Here is a 14655-nt window from a genome sequence, read left to right as displayed (position 1 = left end):
TTACCAAGCAACCTGGGTGCGCATCGCGAACACGTCGTAGTCGGCGCCAGCGTTCAGGCCGGCGGTGTTCACCTTGTCCACGGTGCCGTGGATCCAGTTGAACATGAAGCGCGTGTTGTTGTTGACGTACCAGTTCAGGCCGACCGTGGTGTTCTTCAGCTCACCACCGCGGACCGTGAGGTCGTTGAGGCTGGCATAGCTGTAGCGTACGGCCAGTTCCCAGGCGCCGAGATCGCCGGTCGCGAAGTTGACCGGACGGGCAGGAGAGACGCCGCCGAAGGCGCCGGCCGAGGTGCTGTACTTGCGGGATTCGCCGGTCAGCACGTAAGCCGCCTGACCGTAGCCGCCCTCGAAGTTGAGGTCGCCGAGGCCGTTGGTGCGCTGGACGCTGTAGTTGAAGTATTCGCCGGTTGCCAGGAAGCTGCCGTAACGGACGGCGCCTTCACCGCTCAGCACGTGCGCGCTGTTGACGAAGTTCATGGTGCCGGTGTCGAGCAGCGCATTGGTGGACGGATCGATGCGGACTTCGATGCGGTCGTTCATGCGCAGCGTGTTGTTGGTCGCGCCGCCGGTCTCGGCAAGATACAAGGCGTCGAAGCCGAGCAGCACGGTCGAGACTTCGTTGTTGATCGGCACGGCAACGGCGCGGAAGGTGGCGCCGAGCGGCTGCGGGATCGAATGATTCACGCCAGCGCCCGTGGTCGGACCGGTGACGTAAGCGCCGACCCAGTAATGCTTGTCGAACACCTGACCACCGAAGGCGGAGCGGAAGTCGCCGGCGGCGAGGTTGGTCGCGAGCACCTGCGAGGCTGCACGCTCCATGAAGAAGGTGTTGTTCGAGCTGATCGATTCATCCAGCGTGTACGGCACGTCGATATAGCCGCCCTGGATGATCATGCCCTTGATGCCCTTATAGGCGACATAGGCGTTGTTGAGCACGGCAGAGCCATCGGTGGTGCCGCCAGCGTCGATGATGAGGCCGTATTCCCAATCCTTGTTGTAGGTGCCGATCAGGCCGAGGCGCGCGCGGCGGGCATTGATGCCGTCATTGACGCTCTGCGGCGAGGTGGCAGCGGATTTCGGCGAGAACGAGTAGGCGCCGGCGTCGAAGTGGATACGGCCGGTGATGGCGACGCAATTCATGCCGTCGCCGGTGCAGAAAGTCGGGCGGTTGCCCGGCATGGTCAGCGTGGCGTCGATGAACGGCACGGCCTTCTTGTGCATGGCAGCGTTGGCATTGGCGAAGCTCGCCTGCGTCACGGCCTGCTGCTTCTGCGTGGCGGTGGCCTGCTTCTGAACGTTGTCGAGCTTCTTTTCCAGCGCGCGGAGCTGCGCCTTCAAAGCTGCGACGTCATCACTGGTGGCCTGTGCATGTGCGTGGCCGGACATCGCCATCGCGCCGAGCACGGCGACGGTGCCCAAGAATTTGTGTGTCGTGGAAGACATGGATAACCCCTGTAGAAGACAAAATCCGACACGCCCCGCGAATTGCTTCGCAGGTGGTGACGCGTGCTGATCTGTGTTTGTGGACTTGTAGAAGGAGAGTTGCCGCCGAGCGGGCTGTCCGACTTGTTACAAGCGAGCCACTGTTGAGCTCGGGGGCAACCTAGTTTCGCTCTGTGACAGTTCTGCAAAACCCGCAACGCATTGCGGTGACGAGGCGACAGTGTCGCTTTTCAAGCACAGGTTATTTTGCAGATTAGCTATCTTAAATAGCTAATTAAGCGATTAAAGCGCACCCGCAGATGCGCTTGCCGCGAGTGGGTATCGCTCGGCGGGAATGTGTCGGCGACAATTCGGCCGTCACCAGCCTTCGAGCACGATCTTGCCGTGTGACTTGCCGGACTCGAGCAGTGCATGCGCCCGCTTGAGATTCGCAGCATTGATGGTCCCGAAGGTTTTATCGAGCGTCGTGCGCAAGACGCCCTTGTCGATGAGATCGGCGACGTCATTGAGAAGATGATGTTGCGCGATCATGTCCGGCGTCTGGAACGACGAGCGAGTGAACATGGATTCCCAATGCACCGACACCGCCTTGCCCTTGAAGGCAGACACGTTGAATTCGGCGGGATCATCGATCAGGGCAAACTTGCCCTGTGGCGCAATCAGATCCGCAAGTGCCTTGTAGTGATGGTCTGTCGCGGTCAGGCTGGCGATGAGGGCAACCGGCGGAAGCTTCAGCGCCTCGATTTGCGGCTTCAGAGGCTTGCTGTGATCGATCACGGCATGAGCGCCAAGATCTTCGCACCATTTGAACGTCTCTGGCCTTGACGCGGTCGCGACCACCGTGAGGCCGGTGAGCCGACGCGCGAGCTGTATCAGGATCGAGCCGACACCGCCGGCGCCGCTGATGATGAGAAGGGTGCGAGGATCGAGGCTCTTGCCCGGCGCAACACCGAGGCGGTCGAACAGGAGCTCCCAGGCCGTGATGGTCGTCAGCGGCAGCGCCGCTGCTTCGGCATTGGAGAGCGAGGCCGGCTTTCGGCCGACGATGCGCTCATCGACCAGATGGAACTCGGCATTGGTGCCCTGGCGCTGGATCGAGCCAGCATAGAAGACCTCATCGCCGACCTTGAACAGGCTGACATCGGAGCCGACGGCATCGACCACGCCGACTGCGTCATAGCCGAGGATCTTGGTCTCGCCAGCCTTCGGCTCTGCGCGCTTGCGGACCTTGAAATCCACCGGATTGACCGAGATGGCCTTCACCGCCACCCGGATGTCGCGCCCGGTCGGCTCCGGCTTGGGGGCGTCGAAATCGACCAGCGCTTGCGGGTCATCGATGGCGAGGGATTTGGTGTAGCCGACGGCCTTCATGGGGGCTCCTTGGAAAGCGGCATGGTTTGTTACCTCTAGCTGTCCCCGGATCGGGCGGATTGCAAGCTTTGCGGGTTCCTTGCCCTTCTATTGCCCTGCTGAGAGGCTTATATTCGCGGTAATTTCCGCAAAGAGGCCCAGATGATTCCATTTTCCCGCAAGGTTGCGACCGTTTCTGCCCTGTGCGCCATTGTCCTGTCCCTGAGCGCCCTGTCTCTGAGCCTTGCCTCGGCCCAGAACCGGCAGGTGCCGACGTCGCCCACCGAGCTGAAGCTGTCCTACGCGCCGATCGTGCAGCGGGTGCAGCCGGCGGTCGTGAACGTCTATGCGGCCAAGACGGTGCAGAACCGCAATCCGCTGCTCGACGATCCCGTGTTCCGCCGTTTCTTCGGCGGGCAGGGCATGCAGCCGGAGCAGATGCAGCGCTCGCTCGGCTCGGGTGTGATGGTCGATGCATCAGGTCTCGTGGTCACCAACAACCACGTCATCGAAGGCGCGGATCAGGTGAAGATCTCGCTCTCCGACAAACGCGAGTTCGAAGCGGAGATCGTGCTCAAGGACAGCCGTACCGATCTTGCAGTGCTGCGCATCAAGGACGCCAAGGAAAAATTCCCGACTCTCGATTTTGCCAATTCCGATGATCTGCTGGTCGGCGACGTCGTGCTTGCCATCGGCAATCCGTTCGGCGTCGGCCAGACCGTGACCCACGGCATCATCTCGGCGCTGGCGCGTACGCAGGTCGGTATCACCGACTATCAGTTCTTCATCCAGACCGATGCCGCGATCAATCCCGGTAATTCCGGCGGCGCATTGGTGGATATGACCGGCAAGTTGGTCGGCGTGAACACCGCGATCTTCTCGCGCTCGGGCGGCTCGCAGGGCATCGGATTCGCCATTCCCGCCAACATGGTCCGCGTCGTTGTCGCTTCCGCCAAATCAGGCGGCAAGGCCGTAAAGCGTCCATGGCTTGGCGCGCGGCTGCAGAACATCACGCCTGAGATTGCCGAAACACTCGGCTTGAAGACGCCATCGGGGGCGTTGGTCGTCAATGTCACGCCGAACAGTCCGGCGGCTAAGGCCGGCCTGAAGGTCTCCGATCTGGTCACCGCCATCGATGGCACGGTGATCGAGGATCCCAACGCTTTCGAATATCGCTTTGCGACCCGTCCGCTCGGCGGCTCCACGCAGCTCGATGCACAGCGTGGCGGCAAGCCGGTCAAGCTCACCGTTGCGCTCGAAGCGGCGCCGGATACGGGGCGTGATGAAATCGTGCTGAAGGGCCGCTCGCCGTTCCAGGGCGCCAAGGTCGCCAACATCTCGCCGGCACTGGCCGATGAGTTGCGGCTCGATTCCAGCACTGAAGGCGTCGTCATCACCGATCTCACCGATACCGCGACGGCCGCTGGCGTCGGCTTCCAGAAGGGCGACCTCATTCTGGCAGTGAACGGCGTCAAGATCGGCAAGACCAGCGATCTCGAAAAGATCACCGGCGAAGGCGCGCGGCTGTGGCGCATCGTCGTGGTGCGCGGCGGCCAGCAGATCAACGTCACACTCGGCGGATGAGCCAGAAGCAACCATCAGCCAACCTGTTCGCTGCCGCCGGGATGGAGCAGGACGCACCGCGTCCGCTGCCCGAGCGGCTGCGGCCGCGCGTGCTTGCCGATGTCGTGGGCCAGGACCACATCCTCGGCCCAGACGGCGCGCTGACGCGCATGCTGGAAACGCGCACGCTCGGCTCGCTGATCTTCTGGGGTCCGCCGGGCACTGGCAAGACCACAGTCGCAAGGCTGTTGGCCGATGCGACCGAACTGCATTTCGAGCAGATCTCCGCAGTATTCTCCGGCGTTGCGGATCTGAAGAAGGTGTTCGACGCCGCGCGCGCCCGCCGCCAGATGGGCAGGGGCACGCTGCTGTTCGTCGACGAGGTGCATCGCTTCAACAAGGCGCAGCAGGACTCGTTCCTGCCGGTGATGGAAGACGGCACTGTCGTGCTGGTCGGTGCCACCACCGAGAACCCGTCCTTTGAACTCAACGCGGCGCTTCTGTCCCGTGCGCGCGTACTTGTGTTTCAGTCGCATGATGCCGAAGCGATCGAAAAGCTGTTTGCCAATGCGGAGAAGATCGAAGGCCGCAAGCTGCCGCTGGATGCCGAAGCGCGTGCCGTACTGGTGCGCATGGCCGATGGCGATGGCCGCGCGGCGCTGACGCTCGCCGAAGAGGTCTGGCGCGCAGCACGCGCCAATGAGGTTTTCGATGCCGCGCAGTTGCAGGACATCCTGCAACGTCGCGCGCCGATCTACGATAAATCGGCCGATGGCCATTACAATCTGATCTCGGCGCTGCATAAATCCGTGCGCGGCAGCGATCCCGATGCGGCGCTGTATTACCTGTGCCGGATGCTGGATGCCGGCGAGGACCCGCTCTTCCTCGCGCGCCGCGTGGTGCGGATGGCCGTCGAGGATATCGGCCTCGCCGATCCGCAGGCGCTGGTGATCTGCAACGCCGCCAAGGATGCCTATGATTTCCTCGGTCATCCCGAAGGCGAACTCGCCATCGCGCAAGCCGTGATCTACATAGCTACCGCCCCCAAGTCGAATGCCGCCTATACCGCCTATAAAACGGCGATGCGGGTCGCCAAGGAAGGCGGCTCGTTGCTGCCGCCCAAGCACATCCTGAATTCGCCGACCAAGCTGATGAAGTCCGAAGGCTATGGCGACGGCTATCAATACGACCACGACACGCCGGATGCGTTTTCCGGCCAGGACTATTTCCCGGAGGCCTTGGGCCGCCAGACCTTCTATGATCCCCCCGAGCGCGGTTTCGAACGCGAGATTCGCAAGCGGCTGGATTACTGGGCCAAGCTGCGCGCCGCCAAAAGCACGGAGGCGTAGAGGCCGATGTCGATTGTCTCGTCTCGCCCACTATGCGCGGCCGCCATCGGTGCAGCGTTTTGCCTGATCGTCCAGGCGGCTTCGGCCCAGCAGGCGGCGCCGGTGCAATACTGGGTGCCGAATGGACCGTTTGGCCTCGGCGGTTGGTCTGATGCCGGCATTATGAGCTATGGGAATTTCCCCGGTTTCGACGCCGGGGCTACATATGACGGCGACTGGAAGTCCAGTTTCAAGACCGGTGCCTATGTGCGCAGCGAGGCCGCCAGTTTTAGCCGCATGGGCCTCGGCTGGGCCGGCACCACCAGTGATTTCGGCGGGCTCTCCGCGCAGAGCACGCTGGCCGGCTACGCATTCAAGGGCGCCGGAGATCTGCCCGTCACGGTCTTTGCCGGCTTCGACACCCTGAACTACCGTCCGGGCATCGGCACGGCGCTGGCGCCGTTCAGTTCCGATACCAGTATCGCGACCGGATACAGGGCGCGTGCGGGCATTGCGTTTCAGCCGGCTCCGAATGTCACCTTGTCGCTCGAGGGCAGTTTTACCCAAAATCAATTGGACGATGGCACCGCGACATCGCGCCTGCTGTCCGGTCAGTCCCCGTATGGCGGTTTCCGCCGCTAGCGCGGGCGGAACCCGAAGGTTTGCGCCAATGGGCGATTTGACCGTGACCCAAGTCGGTAGATGCGCTACGGACGGACTTTCCCCCTGGAGTTACAGATGAGCCGCCGCGACACGAGATCCCCCGCCAACCGTGGCACCGGAGGCGCTGGCCGTTCGGGACGCGCCAAGCCGGGCGCCACGATGGCCAAGGCGGCAGCGAAGAAGGCTGCCAAGGGGCCAGCCAGAACCCCTCCGAAGAACGCCGCAGCGAAGGGCGATCGCTTCCGGGCCGAGCGCGGCGATGCGGAACGCCCGACCAGTGCGCGTCCGCCGCGTGCGCGTGCAGCCGAGCGGCCTGAACGGTTCGAGCGCTCGGAGCGTTCTGAGCGATCGGAGCGCCCGCAGCGTTTTGAGCGATCGGAGCGTCCCGAGCGCGCGGAACGTCCGCAGCGCTTTGAGCGGTCCGAGCGAAGTGGAAGATCGGAACGACCGGAGCAGGGCGAACGTCCATCCCGTCCGCGCACCGGCAGCAAGCCCGCGCCGCGTCTTGCCGGTGCTGTGACGCGCACGCGAAAACCAGAACCTGCCGTCGAGGCACCGGTCAAGCCGGAGGCCGAGTCCGTCGTCATGCCGACCAGCGTGCAGACCGTGATCGTCACCCCTGACGAGAACGACATGCGCGTCGATCGCTTCCTCGAAGCCCGTTTCCCGGGCCTGTCATTTTCCCATATCCAGCGCATCGTCCGCAAAGGCGAGCTGCGTGTGAACGGCAAGCGTGCCGACAGCAAGGATCGCCTCGAAGCAGGACAAACCGTTCGCATCCCGCCGCTCAAGCTCGACGCGCCGAAGACCGTCGGTGTGCTCTCGGAAGCCGCTCAGAAAACGCTCGATGCGTTGAAGGAGATGACGATCTTCGAGGACGCCGACGTGATGGTGCTGAACAAGCCGGCCGGCCTTGCGGTGCAGGGCGGCTCGGGCATGACGCGTCACGTCGACATGATGCTGGAAGTGATGCGCGACTCCAAGGGCCAGAAGCCGCGCCTCGTGCATCGTCTCGATCGCGAGACGTCGGGCTGTCTCTTGATCGCCAAGACGCGGTTTGCAGCTTCTTTCCTGACCGGGGCGTTTCGCGAACGTTCGGCGCGCAAATTCTACTGGGCGCTGGTTGCCGGCGTGCCGAAGCCGAAGCAGGGCCGTATCTCGACCTACCTCGCCAAGGAAGAGAACGAGGAAGACACCATCATGCGCGTCGCCAAGCACGGCGATGATGGTGCCAGCCATGCGGTGACCTATTACGCTGTCGTCGAGACGTCGGGCCAGAAGCTCGCCTGGGTATCGCTGAAGCCGGTGACCGGGCGTACGCATCAGCTCCGCGCGCATATGGCTCATATCGGCCACGCCATTGTCGGCGATCCTAAATATTTCAACATCGAGAACTGGCAGTTGCCGGGCGGCCTGCAGAACCGCCTGCATCTGCTGGCGCGCCGCATCGTCATCCCGCATCCGCGTGGCGGCATGATCGACGCGACCGCGCCACTGCCGCCGCACATGCTGCAGTCGTGGAATCTGCTGGCGCTCGAGCATGATCGGTTCGATCCCATCGAACACGCGCCGGAAGACTAGGACGTTGCCCGAGTTCGACGATCAGTTTCGCGCACGCCTGCATGACCTGTTTGCGTGGCGTCGCGACGTCCGGCGTTTTCGCAGCGATCCTTTGCCGGCGGGCGCGTTGGAGCGGTTGATCGAAACCGCGTGTCTCGCGCCCTCGGTAGGGCTCAGTCAGCCGTGGCGTTTCGTCATCGTCGATGATCTCGCGCGGCGTCAGGCTGTGCTTGATAACTTCTCCGCCTGCAATGCGGAGGCGCTCGACGCGTATCATGGCGAGCGCGCGCAACTCTATGCGCGGTTGAAGCTTGCGGGCCTGCGCGAGGCGCCGGGGCATCTGGCCGTCTTTGCAGATCGCGGCACCGATGTCGGACATGGCGTCGGCCGTCGCACCATGCCGGAAATGGCGGAATATTCGGTGGTGACGGCGGTGACCACCATGTGGTTTGCCGCGCGCGCGGAAGGGATCGGCATGGGATGGGTGTCCATCCTCGATCCTTCTGTCGTTGCCGATGCGCTCGACATTCCCCACGACTGGCGGCTGATCGGCTATTTCTGTATCGGCTATCCCGAAGGCGAGGACGATCGCCCTGAACTTGAACGTGAAGGCTGGGAGCACCGCCGCGCTGCAACGGATCACATCCTCCGGCGTTGATGCAGTCGCGCTTGCGAGCGCCGGAGATCGTAACGATATGGCCTGCATGTTTCGACTTTACAGATGTCTTGCCGTGGCTCTGCTCCTGTTGTCGAGCGGGGCGCCCGCATTTGCGCAGTTTCTGCCGCCGGGAAGCAGCGCGCTGACCGTGCCTCCGCCACCTGCGCCACCGCCGCCCAAGATCGAAGTACCCGTGGTGCCGAAGATGGGCGATCTGCCTCGGCAGAACTACGTGCCGCAGGCGCGGCCATCATTCGGCGACCGGATCACCAACTGCCTGCAGGATGGCGCCGCGGCAGGGCTCGGTCCCAATGATCGTGCTGCGTATTCGCGGTCCTGCGCCAATCGCTGATGGCCTCGCCTAGCGTCTCGGCATCGCGTAAACTGCGGCCAGAAACTGGATCGAGATGACCGATGCGTGAACTGTTCGACGACGTCTATGGCAAGCCCGGCTTCACCGTGCAGGAATCGCGCGAGAAATCGACGGGCACGCGCCGCAAGCGTTTCTATACCAAGGTCGGCGTCAGTGCGGCTGACGAGGGCCATTCCGTTACGCTCGACGACAAGACGATCCGGACGCCGTCACGCAATGCGCTTGCAGTGCCGTCGCGCGCGGTCGCTGACCTGATGGCTGCCGAATGGGACGCGCAGCAGGAGTTCATTGATCCGCTGTCGATGCCGATCACGCGTCTTGCCAATAGCGTGCTCGATGCCATCTCGACCGAAGAACAGATCGCGGCGGTGCGCGACGACATCGCAAAATATTTCGGCTCCGACCTGCTGTTCTATCGTGCGTCGCATCCGGACGCGCTGATCGAGCGCGAGGCAGCCGCATGGGACCCCGTGCTGTTCTGGGTTGCCGAAGAGCTCAACGCGCATTTCATCCTTGCCGAGGGCGTCATGCATGTGGGCCAGCCGGCGCAGGCGCTCGCTGCTGCGCAGGCAGCGTTGCCGACCGATTCATGGCGTGTCGCGGCGCTGCATATGGTGACCACGATCACCGGCTCTGCGCTGCTGGCGCTGGCGCTGCTGCGCGGCCGGCTGAGCGCCGACGAGGTCTGGGCCGCGGCCTTTGTAGACGAGGACTGGAACGCTGAAAAATGGGGCCTCGACGAGGAAGCCGCGGCACGCCGGGCCGCCCGCAAGGTCGATTTCGAGGGCGCCGTTGCCGTGCTGCGGGCGCTCGGCAGTTAATCGGAAGTTAACGCCGCTTCACCTAACGTGCTGCACCAGACTCGGGTGCAGCCATGTCGGTTCTCGTCAATGCGATTCCATCCCTCGTCGCCGCGCAAGGCGTGGCGCGCGATGTCGCGTTCCAGCCCGGCAGCGTCGTTGCCGCACGGGTGATCGAGGTCGGGGCTAACAACCAGGCGCGTATTTCGATCGCCGGCCAGGCGATCGACGTTCAGACCCAGGTCCCGTTGCAGGCTGGGCAGACGTTGCAACTTTCCGTGTCGCAGACCGCCGATGGCATTCGCCTCGCGGTGCTGCCGCAGCAGGCGGCCGCGAATGGCGCCGCTCTGGCATCGTCCTCTGATCTCTCCGCCACGCTGCTAACGACGCTGGCTGCCTCCAAAGCGCAGCTCACCGCGCCGGAAGCTGTGGCTGTGTCGCAAGCAGCCCTTGGCGCTGTGACCAAGCAGGCGAGCCTCTCGGCGCTGTTCGCCAATCTCGGTGCTGCAACCTCGCTCGAGAACCTGCCGCCGAAACTGCAGCAAGCCATCGCGCAGGTGCTGGCGCAGCGGCCGCCGCTCGATGCGAAGCTAACGGGCGGTGAGGTGAAAACGGCGTTCCAGAACTCCGGCCTGTTTCTCGAAGCGTCGCTGGCAAAGGGCACGCCAGCTTCGGGCGCCATGCCCGACATAAAAGCAGCGCTGGTCGTGCTCAAGCAAGCATTGACGACGGTGCTGGCCAATGATGCAAGCGGCAAACCTGCAGTGACGACGCCAGCTCCGCCACAGGCTGCACCAGCGCAGCAGCAGGCCGTCGCAACGCCGATGACGACAGCCGCGCAGGTGCAGGCCGCCGCAGCAACGCTGGTGCCGGCAATGCTGTCAAAGGCTGCCGTGAAAGACGAGGCATCCCAGGCGGCTGTTTCGGCGACGCCCGACGACGGCGCTGAAGCGGATATTCGCCCGCAGGTCGCTGCCGCGACGGCGAGGGCCGTTGGCGCGATGGCGAATAACGGCGCGCAGCAGTCCAGCGCCAAGATCGCCGAGATGATCGCAAAACTGCTTCCCGATGAGAATGCGTTGCTGCAACAGGCAGCGATGGGCAAGGGCCAGCCGGGTGCTTACGTTGATGCGCAGGGCTTGCGCTCGCAGCTGCCACCACCTCCGTTGCGTGGCGCCTTGCCGACGCCACAGCCGATGGCGCAGCCGACGCTTGTATCGAACGCACCGCTTGGCGAGACCGTGCAACATCTGCTTGCCGACACAGACGCTGCGATCGCAAGGCAGACATTGCATCAGGTCGCATCGCTGCCGGAACGCGTCGATGCAGCTGTCGCGCAGCGCATGGATCAGGCGACGCCGCGCTGGAGTTTTGAAATTCCATTCGCCGTGCCGCATGGGACAGCCGTCGCGCAGTTCGAGATTTCGCGCGATGGCGGGCAGGGCAGCGAGGCCGAGTCAGCCAAGAAAGTCTGGTGCGCGCGCTTCTCGCTGGATGTCGAGCCGACAGGTCCCATTCACGCGGTGATTTCGCTCACCGGCGAGAAGACCTCCGTTCGCATGTGGGCGGAGCGACCTGCGACTGCGCAGCAACTGCAGGCAGGTGCAGGGCAACTAACCCAGGCGCTGATCCGCGCCAATCTTCAACCCGGCGATATCGTCGTGCGCGAAGGCGCGCCGCAGCAGGCCGCACCAGCTTCGGCCGGTCATTTTCTGGATATGGCGCTATGATCGTGCAGCCGAAACGCGCGCTTGCGGTCGCGCTCCATTACGACAAGACCGGCGCGCCGCGCGTCACCGCCAAAGGACGTGGCGCTGTCGGCGAGAAGATCATCGAGGTCGCGAAAGCACACGACATCCCGATTGAGGAGAACGAGGTGCTCGCCGGCGCGCTCTCCAATATCGAGCTCGGCGACGAGATCCCGGAAGAGCTTTACAAGGCCGTTGCTGAGGTTCTGGTCTTCGTCCTGCGCATGTCTGGGCGCGGTCGATAGCATTTGCGCCTCTGGCGCTGCAGGCCGCGCGGGCCTAGCATCCGTGACAACTAAAAACGTCACGGAGGAAATCCCATGAAGTCGATGTCGCTCTGGATGTCGTCGCTGGCCGCTGCTGCGGCGAGCGGCTGGTTTGCCGCCACGCTATTCGCGCCGCCTGCCACCAGCAAGGAGCCGCGCTTTCCGCAACTCACCATGGATCAGCTCGACGCCAGGCAGAAGCCGCTTGGCGAACAGGTGATGAAAGTGTCGAGCGTGGGACTCGCAGGTCCCTACAATCCGATGATGCGCAGCCCCGTGCTCGGACAAAAGCTGTTCGATCTGTTCGCCTATCTGCGCTGGGATACGAGCGTTCCCGCAAAGCTCAACGAGTTCGCAATCATCATCATCGGACGGCAATGGCGTTCGCAGGTGGAGTGGTTCGCGCATGCGCCGCTGGCGCAGAAGGCAGGTCTGTCACCGCAGATCATCGCTGATCTCAAGGCCAACAAGCGCCCAGCCAACATGGCTGAGGATGAAGCGGTGGTGTATGACTTCGTCACCGAACTCACGACCACCAAGAAGGTCTCGGACGAGACCTATGCGCGCGCCAAGAAGATTTTTAGCGATCAGCAGATCGTCGATCTCACCGCGGTGTCCGGTAATTATGTGATGGTCGCGATGCTGCTGGCGATGGCGGAGGAATCGACGCCGCCCGGCAAGGAGCCGCCGTTCAAGCCGGGCGAACCATAGCCGCCGTCACGCAGCCTTGATCTGGTTATCGGTCGTTGGATTGGTCGCGGCGGTCTTGACTGCTGCCGCGTCCTTGCCGATGCGACCGAGATGAGTGAAGCGGAAGCCGGTCTCATATTTCAGGCCGTAGCCGAGCGTGCGGTCGAAGCCGATATGGGCCAGCCAGATCATGGCGAAGGCGCCGGGCAGTGGCTCGGCGGTGAGGAGGCCGAACAGAACCAGCAGGAGCGGGCCAATGGTGGCGTGGGTGGCGTTGTAGACACCGGCGCCGATCCGCGGGCCGGCCAGATAGGCCAGCAAAGCAAGATCCGGCACGAAGAAGCCCAGCGCGTAATGCAGCCAGGACGCGCCCGAAATCCAGTAGAACAGCGTCATGCCGATGAAGAGGGCGACGCCCTCCCAGCGCAGCAAATCCCGCACGCCGCCGGTGGCTGCGCCGCTGTTCTCGTTGATCGTGATATTCGACATCTCGGCCTCCCTGACTGACACCGATATAGGCAGCGCGGGCCGCGTTGCCATGCGTTTCCAGCACTTTCCAGCCATGCGGATGGGCGTTTCCAGACCCGAAAACCCCATGCTAGAACGACGTCCAAACCCCGCCGCCAAAGCGGGCGAAAACACGCGAATTTGACGGGCTGGAGCACATGAAAGAGATCTTGGATACCCTCGAAGCGCGCCGCGCCGGCGCCAAACTCGGCGGTGGCGAGAAGCGCATCGAGTCGCAGCACTCCAAGGGCAAGCTGACCGCCCGCGAGCGCATCGAGTTGTTGCTGGACAAGGGATCCTTCGAGGAGTTCGACATGTTCGTCGAACACCGCTCCGTGGAATTTGGCATGGAGAAATCCAAAATTCCGGGTGACGGTGTTGTCACCGGCTGGGGAACCGTCAACGGCCGCAAGATCTTCGTCTTCGCCAAGGATTTTACCGTGTTCGGCGGCTCGCTGTCGGAGACCCATGCGCTGAAGATCACCAAGATTCAGGACATGGCCATGAAGGCGCGGGCGCCGATCATCGGTCTCTATGATGCCGGTGGCGCACGCATCCAGGAAGGCGTCGCCGCGCTCGCTGGTTACTCCTACGTGTTCCGCCGCAATGTGCAGGCCTCCGGCGTGATCCCGCAGATCTCCGTCATCATGGGCCCATGCGCCGGCGGCGACGTCTATTCGCCGGCCATGACCGACTTCATCTTCATGGTGAAAAACACCAGCTACATGTTCGTCACCGGCCCGGATGTGGTGAAGACCGTTACCAACGAGGTTGTCACCGCCGAGGAACTCGGCGGCGCCAGCGTGCATGCCACCAAGTCGTCGATCGCCGACGGCGCGTTCGAGAACGATGTCGAGACGCTGCTGCAGATGCGCCGGCTGATCGACTTCCTGCCGTCGAACAACACGGCGGGCGCACCGGAATGGCCGAGCTTCGACGATATCGAACGCACCGATGACAGTCTCGATACGTTGATCCCGGACAATCCGAACAAGCCCTATGACATCAAGGAACTGATCCTGAAGGTCGTGGACGAGGGCGACTTCTTCGAACTCGCGGACACCTTTGCCAAGAACATCGTCACCGGTTTTGGCCGCATTGCCGGCAAGACGGTGGGCTTTGTGGCCAACCAGCCGATGGTGCTGGCCGGCGTGCTTGACAGCGATGCCTCGCGAAAAGCCGCGCGCTTCGTGCGCTTCTGCGATGCCTTCAACATTCCGATCGTCACCTTCGTGGACGTGCCGGGCTTTTTGCCGGGCACCGCGCAGGAATATGGCGGCCTCATCAAGCACGGCGCAAAGCTGCTATTCGCCTACAGCCAGTGCACCGTGCCGCTCGTCACCGTCATCACGCGCAAGGCGTATGGCGGCGCGTTCGACGTGATGGCCTCGAAGGAAATCGGCGCCGACATGAACTATGCCTGGCCGACCGCGCAGATCGCCGTGATGGGCGCCAAGGGCGCGGTGGAAATCATCTTCCGTCAGGACATCGGCGATGCCGAGAAGATCGCCGCGCGCACCAAGGAATACGAGGACCGTTTCCTGTCGCCGTTCGTGGCGGCCGAGCGCGGCTATATCGACGACGTGATCATGCCGCACTCCACCCGCAAGCGCATCGCGCGTGCGCTGGCGATGCTGAAGGACAAGCATGTCGAAGTGCCGATGAAGAAGCACGACAATATGCCGTTGTAGAGATATTGGCGC

Annotated in this window: 14 protein-coding genes; 11 read left to right on the top strand and 3 right to left on the bottom strand. The window is 63.3% G+C overall.

The genetic code is table 11. The features are described from left to right. Complete coding sequence (locus AC1RQ5_RS19760) at positions 1–1446, bottom strand: OprO/OprP family phosphate-selective porin (RefSeq protein ID WP_493201178.1); 1446 nt, start codon at positions 1444–1446, stop codon at positions 1–3. A 357-nt stretch (positions 1447–1803) separates the two neighbouring features. Then, positions 1804–2817 carry a zinc-binding alcohol dehydrogenase family protein gene (locus AC1RQ5_RS19755; RefSeq protein ID WP_493201176.1) on the bottom strand — a complete coding sequence of 338 codons (1014 nt, stop codon included), beginning with the start codon at positions 2815–2817 and terminating at the stop codon, positions 1804–1806. Between the two features lie 141 nt (positions 2818–2958). Between AC1RQ5_RS19755 and AC1RQ5_RS19750 the strand changes: the two genes are divergently transcribed. From AC1RQ5_RS19750 to AC1RQ5_RS19705, 10 genes are all read left to right on the top strand, one after another. After that, positions 2959–4380 carry a DegQ family serine endoprotease gene (locus AC1RQ5_RS19750; RefSeq protein ID WP_493201175.1) on the top strand — a complete coding sequence of 474 codons (1422 nt, stop codon included), beginning with the start codon at positions 2959–2961 and terminating at the stop codon, positions 4378–4380. Next, positions 4377–5708, top strand: coding sequence for a replication-associated recombination protein A (locus tag AC1RQ5_RS19745; RefSeq protein WP_493201173.1), 1332 nt, complete (start codon positions 4377–4379; stop codon positions 5706–5708). Before AC1RQ5_RS19750 ends, AC1RQ5_RS19745 begins: the two co-directional genes overlap by 4 nt. Before the next feature lie 6 nt (positions 5709–5714). Next, on the top strand, positions 5715–6329 hold the full coding sequence (locus AC1RQ5_RS19740) for a hypothetical protein (RefSeq protein ID WP_493201171.1): 615 nt from the start codon (positions 5715–5717) through the stop codon (positions 6327–6329). Between the two features lie 96 nt (positions 6330–6425). Further along, positions 6426–7931, top strand: coding sequence for an RluA family pseudouridine synthase (locus AC1RQ5_RS19735; protein WP_493201169.1), 1506 nt, complete (start codon positions 6426–6428; stop codon positions 7929–7931). Between the two features lie 4 nt (positions 7932–7935). After that, complete coding sequence (bluB, locus tag AC1RQ5_RS19730; RefSeq protein ID WP_493201167.1) at positions 7936–8568, top strand: 5,6-dimethylbenzimidazole synthase; 633 nt, start codon at positions 7936–7938, stop codon at positions 8566–8568. 73 nt (positions 8569–8641) lie between these two features. Continuing rightward, positions 8642–8920 (top strand): hypothetical protein, encoded by a 279-nt coding sequence (locus AC1RQ5_RS19725; RefSeq protein WP_493201165.1) that lies wholly within the window; start codon positions 8642–8644, stop codon positions 8918–8920. Between the two features lie 62 nt (positions 8921–8982). Further along, complete coding sequence (locus tag AC1RQ5_RS19720) at positions 8983–9762, top strand: ATP12 family chaperone protein (protein WP_398481312.1); 780 nt, start codon at positions 8983–8985, stop codon at positions 9760–9762. 53 nt (positions 9763–9815) lie between these two features. Then, positions 9816–11471, top strand: coding sequence for a flagellar hook-length control protein FliK (gene fliK / locus AC1RQ5_RS19715; protein WP_493201163.1), 1656 nt, complete (start codon positions 9816–9818; stop codon positions 11469–11471). Next, complete coding sequence (locus tag AC1RQ5_RS19710) at positions 11468–11734, top strand: EscU/YscU/HrcU family type III secretion system export apparatus switch protein (RefSeq protein ID WP_398481316.1); 267 nt, start codon at positions 11468–11470, stop codon at positions 11732–11734. The genes fliK and AC1RQ5_RS19710 overlap by 4 nt, the downstream gene beginning before the upstream one ends. A 75-nt stretch (positions 11735–11809) precedes the next feature. Beyond that, positions 11810–12466 (top strand): carboxymuconolactone decarboxylase family protein, encoded by a 657-nt coding sequence (locus AC1RQ5_RS19705; protein WP_493201161.1) that lies wholly within the window; start codon positions 11810–11812, stop codon positions 12464–12466. Between the two features lie 6 nt (positions 12467–12472). Here the strand turns inward: AC1RQ5_RS19705 and AC1RQ5_RS19700 are convergent, their stop codons facing one another. Then, positions 12473–12934, bottom strand: coding sequence for a DUF4260 domain-containing protein (locus AC1RQ5_RS19700; RefSeq protein WP_493201160.1), 462 nt, complete (start codon positions 12932–12934; stop codon positions 12473–12475). A 176-nt stretch (positions 12935–13110) separates the two neighbouring features. Between AC1RQ5_RS19700 and AC1RQ5_RS19695 the strand changes: the two genes are divergently transcribed. Next, complete coding sequence (locus AC1RQ5_RS19695) at positions 13111–14643, top strand: acyl-CoA carboxylase subunit beta (protein ID WP_493201158.1); 1533 nt, start codon at positions 13111–13113, stop codon at positions 14641–14643. Positions 14644–14655 lie beyond the last annotated feature (12 nt).

This window comes from Tardiphaga sp. GW821-FHT12E02 (assembly GCF_058807155.1).
The sequence above is the reverse complement of the archived record's forward strand: the minus strand, read 5'-3'. Positions and strand labels throughout refer to the sequence as shown.